The 5,674-nt window shown below is 70.7% G+C and carries 5 protein-coding genes; 2 read left to right on the top strand and 3 right to left on the bottom strand.

Translation table 11 applies throughout. The features are described 5' to 3' along the window. Positions 1-264 precede the first annotated feature (264 nt). Entirely contained in the window at positions 265-873 is a 609-nt protein-coding gene (locus tag ACFQ4O_RS14505; RefSeq protein WP_378776557.1) for a helix-turn-helix domain-containing protein, read from the top strand. 36 nt (positions 874-909) lie between these two features. On the opposite strand, the gene ACFQ4O_RS14500 is transcribed toward ACFQ4O_RS14505, so the two are convergent. Further along, positions 910-2,733, bottom strand: a complete 1,824-nt coding sequence (locus tag ACFQ4O_RS14500) for a M10 family metallopeptidase C-terminal domain-containing protein (RefSeq protein ID WP_378776554.1) — start codon at positions 2,731-2,733, stop codon at positions 910-912. A 264-nt stretch (positions 2,734-2,997) separates the two neighbouring features. Here ACFQ4O_RS14500 and ACFQ4O_RS14495 point away from each other — a divergent pair, with 264 nt between their 5' ends. Then, positions 2,998-4,344: an OmpP1/FadL family transporter gene (locus ACFQ4O_RS14495; protein WP_378776552.1), complete on the top strand. Its 1,347-nt coding sequence runs from the start codon at positions 2,998-3,000 to the stop codon at positions 4,342-4,344. Between the two features lie 239 nt (positions 4,345-4,583). Here ACFQ4O_RS14495 and ACFQ4O_RS14490 read toward each other — a convergent pair whose 3' ends face one another. Both ACFQ4O_RS14490 and ACFQ4O_RS14485 read right to left on the bottom strand, forming a co-directional pair. Then, the gene (locus tag ACFQ4O_RS14490; protein ID WP_378776550.1) at positions 4,584-5,363 is read right to left on the bottom strand and encodes an SDR family oxidoreductase; all 780 of its coding nucleotides are present in this window, start codon (positions 5,361-5,363) and stop codon (positions 4,584-4,586) included. Between the two features lie 121 nt (positions 5,364-5,484). After that, the coding region (locus tag ACFQ4O_RS14485; RefSeq protein ID WP_378776548.1) for a DUF2852 domain-containing protein at positions 5,485-5,674 on the bottom strand (190 nt) is incomplete at its 5' end.

Below are 5,674 nucleotides of genomic sequence, written 5' to 3'. Positions count from 1 at the left end.
CGCCGGCCCGTCGCCTCGCGCCCCCGCTGCGCCGGGAGGACCGGCCCGCGCCGGCGCCGCTGCCGCCCTTGCTCGAAAGCCTGTCGGAGGCCGACAAGGCGCTGCTGTTCGCCTGAGCGGCCTCTCGCTCCTGCCTGCGCCCTCACGCCCGTTCGCCGCGGCGCCTGACGTCGGAGGCTGGGCCGCTTGCGCAGGGAACGCGCGGCCCGTACATCTCGTTCGACCCGTCGAACGATCGTTCGTCGCAGCAAACGGAGCGGCGTGATGGCGCCTCGCGGACGGCTCGATCTGGACAGCGGCGCGCAGATCGTCTCGGGCCATCTCGGCAAGACGATCCAGCGCCTGCGTAAGGCTTACAATCTCTCGCTGTCGGAGCTCGCCGAGCAGTCCGGCGTCGCCAAGTCGATCATCAGCCAGATCGAGCGCAACGAGACCAATCCCACGCTCGCCACCATCTGGCGGCTGAGCCAGGCGCTCGACGTCTCGATCGACCGGGTGCTCGCCGCCGCCGAAGACGCGCCCTTCCTCGAGAAGCTGTCGCGCGCCGACACGCCGCTGATCGTGTCCGAAGACGGCAAGGTGCGCCTCGCCATCATCGGCTGGATCAAGACGGTCGAGTGGCTGCAGTGGTACGACGTGACCGCGGAGCCCGGCGGCGCGCTGGAGTCCGACGCCCACCAGCGCGGCTCGATCGAGTGCCTGTCGGTGCTGTCCGGCGAGGCCGAGGTGGAGGTCGCGGGCGTCGCGGAGCGGGTGCGCGCGGGGGAAACGCTGCGCTACCGCTGCGACAGCCCCCATGTGGTGCGCGCCATCGGGCCGGAGCCCCTGCGCGCCACCATGATCTGCATCATGAAAGCGGCCGTGATGGCCTAAAAGCGGGCGGCCTCGTAAGGCCGCCCACCCTCGTTTTCAGAGAAGGAAATCGCCGGCCGAGACCGAAGCGACGTTGTGCAGCTCGATCACGAAATCGGCGACGCGGTCGCCGTCCACATCGCCGAACAGGGTGGTGGAGCCGCCCGACGACGCCGCGTAGAGCTGGCCGGCGGCGCCGGTGAAGCCCTCGACCCAGACGAAGGACTGGCGACCGGTGGCGGTGACGTCGGCGTCCAGATAGCTGAGGCGGATGCGGTCGCCCTCGGAGGTCGAGAAGTCCGTGATCACGTCGTGGGCGGCGGCCGCGCTGTCGCTGATCGCGGCGTAGGAGAACAGGTCCGCCCCGAGGCCGCCCGTCAGCCGGTCCGCGCCCGAACCGCCGATGATGCGGTCGGCGCCGACGCCGCCGTCGAGGATGTCGTCGCCCGCGCCGCCGTTGATGAGATCGCGCCCGCCGCCGCCATGGATGGCGTTGACGCTGGCGTCGCCGGTGATGCGGTCATGGCCCGCGCCGCCGGTCACATTCTCGAACGCGCGGACGCCGCCGGTCCCGGTGGCGGCTCCCGTGTGCAGGTTGACATAGACCGAGCCGCGAAACCCGGCATAGCTCAGCGTGTCCGCGCCGTCGCCTCCAAGCGACAGCCCGTCGATGACCGAGCCGCGACGCAGCGCCAGCGTGTCGTCGCCGGAGCCGAACAGGATGGCGACGCCGTCGCCGCCGGCGATGAGGCCGCCATTGGCGATCGTGTCGCCCTGAGCGCTGACCAGCTTGATGGCGTAGCTCGACTCGCCGCGGATCGTGCCGAGGTTCGAGACATAGGTGGCGTAGGAGGCCTCGCCCTGGGAGCTGTCGTCGATGAGGACGCCGATGTCCTCGCCGACGATCTCGGCGCCGCGGAAGTTGCGGATCACGCCGCCGCCGGCCGCGATGCCTTCGGAGGTGTTGGGCAGCCCGTCGGAGCCCGTGCCGCCCGATCCCTCGCCGCGGATCGAGCCGTGGTTGTGGATCACGGCGCGGAAGTCGACGTCCACGCCGTCGCCGTCGCCGTCGTTCACGCCGTCCGGCCCGCCGCCGTCCTCGGCGCCCACCGTGGAGCCGTTGACGTCGGTTCCCTCGAGATCGCTGAACCGGCCGACGATGTCGCCGTAATTGTAGACGGTCGCGGTTCCGTCCGACCCGACGCCAGAGCCGTTGCGGCCGACGATCTCGCCGGAGTTCACCACCGTGACGGTGGTGTCCTCGTCGGCGTTCACGCCGTGGCGGTCGCCGCTGATGACGCCGCTCGCCGTGTTCGTCACCCGACCGATCGCGCCGGACTCGAACTGCACGCCGTCCGCCTTGCTCTGGTGGCCGTCATCCGAGCCGCCGGCGACGACGCCGGAGTTGGTCAGCGCGCTCCGGCCGCCGAAGCGCAGGCCGTCGTTCTCGTCCGAATCGATCAGCCCGGCGTTCGTGACGAAGGTCTGGAACGCGCCCGCCCCCGACGCCAGATCGAGGCCCTGGCCGGATCCGGCCTCGATGCGGCCCGTGGCGGCGTTCAGGATCGTGAGCGACCCGGAGGTGATCTCGTTCTGGATCTGCACCACGTCGTTCTCCGACGCGATCCGGCCCGAGTTCTCGATCGTCGCGGTGAACTCGGAGCCCACCGCCTTGCCGATGCGGATGGCGCGGCCGTCCTCGGCCTCGTTCAGCAGCGAGCCCTCGTTGACGATGCGCGCGCCGTTCACGGCGTCGCTGAACAGCACCGTCGGATCGTCGTCGCCGACGATGAAGTCCCCCAGAACGCGCAGCTCGTCCGCGCCCTTGATCTTCAGCGCGTCGTCGCGCGTTTCACCTGCGGCGACCGTGGTCGTGGTCATGGCGGCGAGCATCCCCGTTGTCGTCTGCCGCACGAAAGCTGCGGCGAAAGGCGGTGGACCCTAGGAGCGCTGCATGACGGCTGAGCGACAGCCGCCTCGAATGTGGTGCTCACATGCCACGGTTGCGGCGAAAGCGTGTCCGCGCCGCGCATCCCGATTGCCGAACGTCGGCGACGCACGCAGGCTCACGTCAAACGCCGTTCGCGCTTCGCGGGTGGTGGAGACCGGCCGCAGAGACCGGCGTCGCAGTTCGGGAAGAAGCGCATGTTCACCAATTCGATCCGTCGCTCCGCCGCGCCCGCTCTTGCGGCGCTGCTGCTCTCGGGCGTCGCGGGCTCCGCGCTCGCCGGCGCCTTCGCGCTGCGCGAGCAGAGCACCGTCGGGCAGGGCATGTCGTTCGCGGGCGTCGCGGCCGGCGGCGGCGATTCCATCTCCGGCATGTTCTGGAACCCGGCGCTCGTGAACCAGGTGGGGACGTTCCAGAGCGAGCAGCATGTCACCGGCGTGCTGCCCTCCTCCAAGATCAAGGCGGACGGGTCCACCAAGGCGGCGATCAACGCGATCACCGGCGGCCAGGGCGCGACCGGCGACAGCGGCGAGATCGGCCAGGGCGCCATTCTGGCGTCGGGCTACAACGCCTACCGCATCAACGACCGGGTGGCGGTGGGCCTTTCGGTGACCTCGCCCTTCGGCCTCGTGACCGATCCGCGCAAGGACTGGAGCGGCCAGTTTCTGGCGCGCTCGTCCAAGGTGCTCACCATCAACGCCACGCCCACCGTCGGCTACATCGTGAACGACTGGATCTCGGTCGCCGCCGGCCTGCAGGTGCAGTATTTCGACATCAGCCTGAAGCGCGCCACGCCGCTGCCGGCGCCGTTCACGCCGGGCAGCTTCCTGCCGGGCGCCGGCACCACGCGCCTGTCGGGCGACGACATCGGCTTCGGCTTCGTGGCCGGCCTCAACCTGAAGCCGTGGGACGGCGCCGATCTCGGCGTCGGCTACCGCTCCGCCACCAGCTACACGCTGAAGGGCAAGCTGCGGTCCAACACGCCGCTCGGCTCCAGCGTCCAGAACATCAAGGCCAAGGTCGACCTGCCGGACAGCGTGACGGTCGGCCTGCGTCAGCGGGTTTCGGACAGCTTCACCGCGCTGGTGGGCTTCGAATGGACCAACTGGGAGCAGTTCGACAGCTTCGCCGTGAAGAACCGCAACACCGGCGCCAAGGTCACCGACCTGCCGTTCCACTACAAGGACGGCTACTTCCTGTCGGTCGGCGGCGAGTACAAGGTGACCGAGGATCTGACGGCGCGCGCGGGCGTGGCCTACGAGTGGTCGCCCATCAACACCAAGAACCGCACCGTGCGCCTGCCGGACAACGACCGCTGGTGGCTCTCCGCCGGCGCGAGCTACGGCGTGACCGACCGCATCGGCGTGGACCTCGGCTATTCCTACGTGTTCGTGCCGGGCAAGACCCGCATCCGCGAGGAGTTCGCGCCCGGCCTGCCGTTCGACTTCCGCGGCACGTCCAAGTCCGACGTGCACATCGTCAGCGCCGCGGTGCGCTACGCCATCGGCTCGGAAGCCCCGCCGGCGCTCGTCACCAAGTACTGAGAGCAGGTCCGGACCGTTCGATCTCCGTCATGCCCGAGCTCGTCTCGAGCATCCACGACTTGAACGGTCGGGCGTCCGCCGAAGGGGAAGTCGTGGATACCCGCGCGAAGGCGCGGGCATGACGACATTCGAAGGTCGCGTGTCTCACGACATCCCGCATGACAGGTAGACCCAGCGCGTTCCACGCGCACGTGACGGCCGGCGCTCCATGGGCGCCGGCCGTTGTCGTTTTGGGGGCGTCAGAACGCGCCGGGGAAGCCGCCGCCGTCGATCAGCAGGTTCTGCCCGGTGACATAGCCGGCCTGCGCCGAGCACAGGAAGGCGCAGAGTTCGCCGAACTCCGCCGGCTCGCCGAAGCGGCGGGCGGGCACGGCGGCCATGCGGATCGCGGCCACCTCCTCCGGGGTCACGCCGCGCAAGGCCGCCTCCGCCGGGAAGCCGCCGCGCAGGCGGTCGGTGTCGAACATGCCCGGCAGGATGTTGTTGATGGTGACGTTGCGGTGCGCGACCGTGCGCGCCACCCCCGCCAGAAACGCGGTGAGCCCGGCCCGCGCCCCGCTCGACAGGTCGAGTCCCGAGATCGGCGCCTTCACCGACGCCGAGGTGATGTTCACGATGCGGCCGAAGCCGCGCTCGGCCATGCCGTCGATCACCTGCTGGATGAGTTCGATCGGCGTGACCATGTTGGCGACCACGCCCGCGAGCATGGCGTCCCGGTCCAGCGCGCGAAAATCCTTGCGCGGCGGGCCGGCGTTGTTGGTGACGAGGATGTCCGGCTCGGGGGCTGCGGCGAGCAGCGCCGCCTGCCCTTCCGGGGTCGCCACGTCGCCCACCACCGCGATCACCTCGGCGTCGGTGGCGTCGCGCAGCGCCGCGGCGGTGGCGTCGAGCCGGGCGGCGTCGCGGCCATTGACGACGACGCGGGCGCCCTCCCGCGCCAGCGCGTGGGCGCAGGCCCGGCCGAGGCCCTTGCTGGAGGCGCAGACGATGGCGGTGCGGCCGGCGATGCCGAGATCCATGGGCTCAGGCTCCGTGTGCGTGGCGGGTTAAGAACAGGGACGCCGGGTAACGCCCCGCAGAGCAAAAAGAAAGCCGGCGCGAGGCCGGCTTTCCCATTCGGGCGACGCGGGGTCGGGCGCGTCAGGCGTTCCCGCGGCGCTCCCGCATGAAGCGCTCGAACGCCTCGCGCTGGCGTACGTCGTCGAACGCGCCGCGCTCGGCGGCGAGATGGGCCTCGAAGGCCGCCGTGGCCTCGTCGACGGAGCGGCGTTCGGCGGCGAGGCGCTCCAGCTCGGCGGCGCGCCAGGCGTCGAACGCGGCGTTGCCGGTG

The sequence above is a fragment of the Methylopila musalis genome (genome assembly GCF_042679725.1).
Classification (GTDB): Bacteria; Pseudomonadota; Alphaproteobacteria; order Rhizobiales; family Methylopilaceae; genus Methylopila; species Methylopila musalis.
This window is presented reverse-complemented; position numbering and strand designations above follow the sequence as displayed.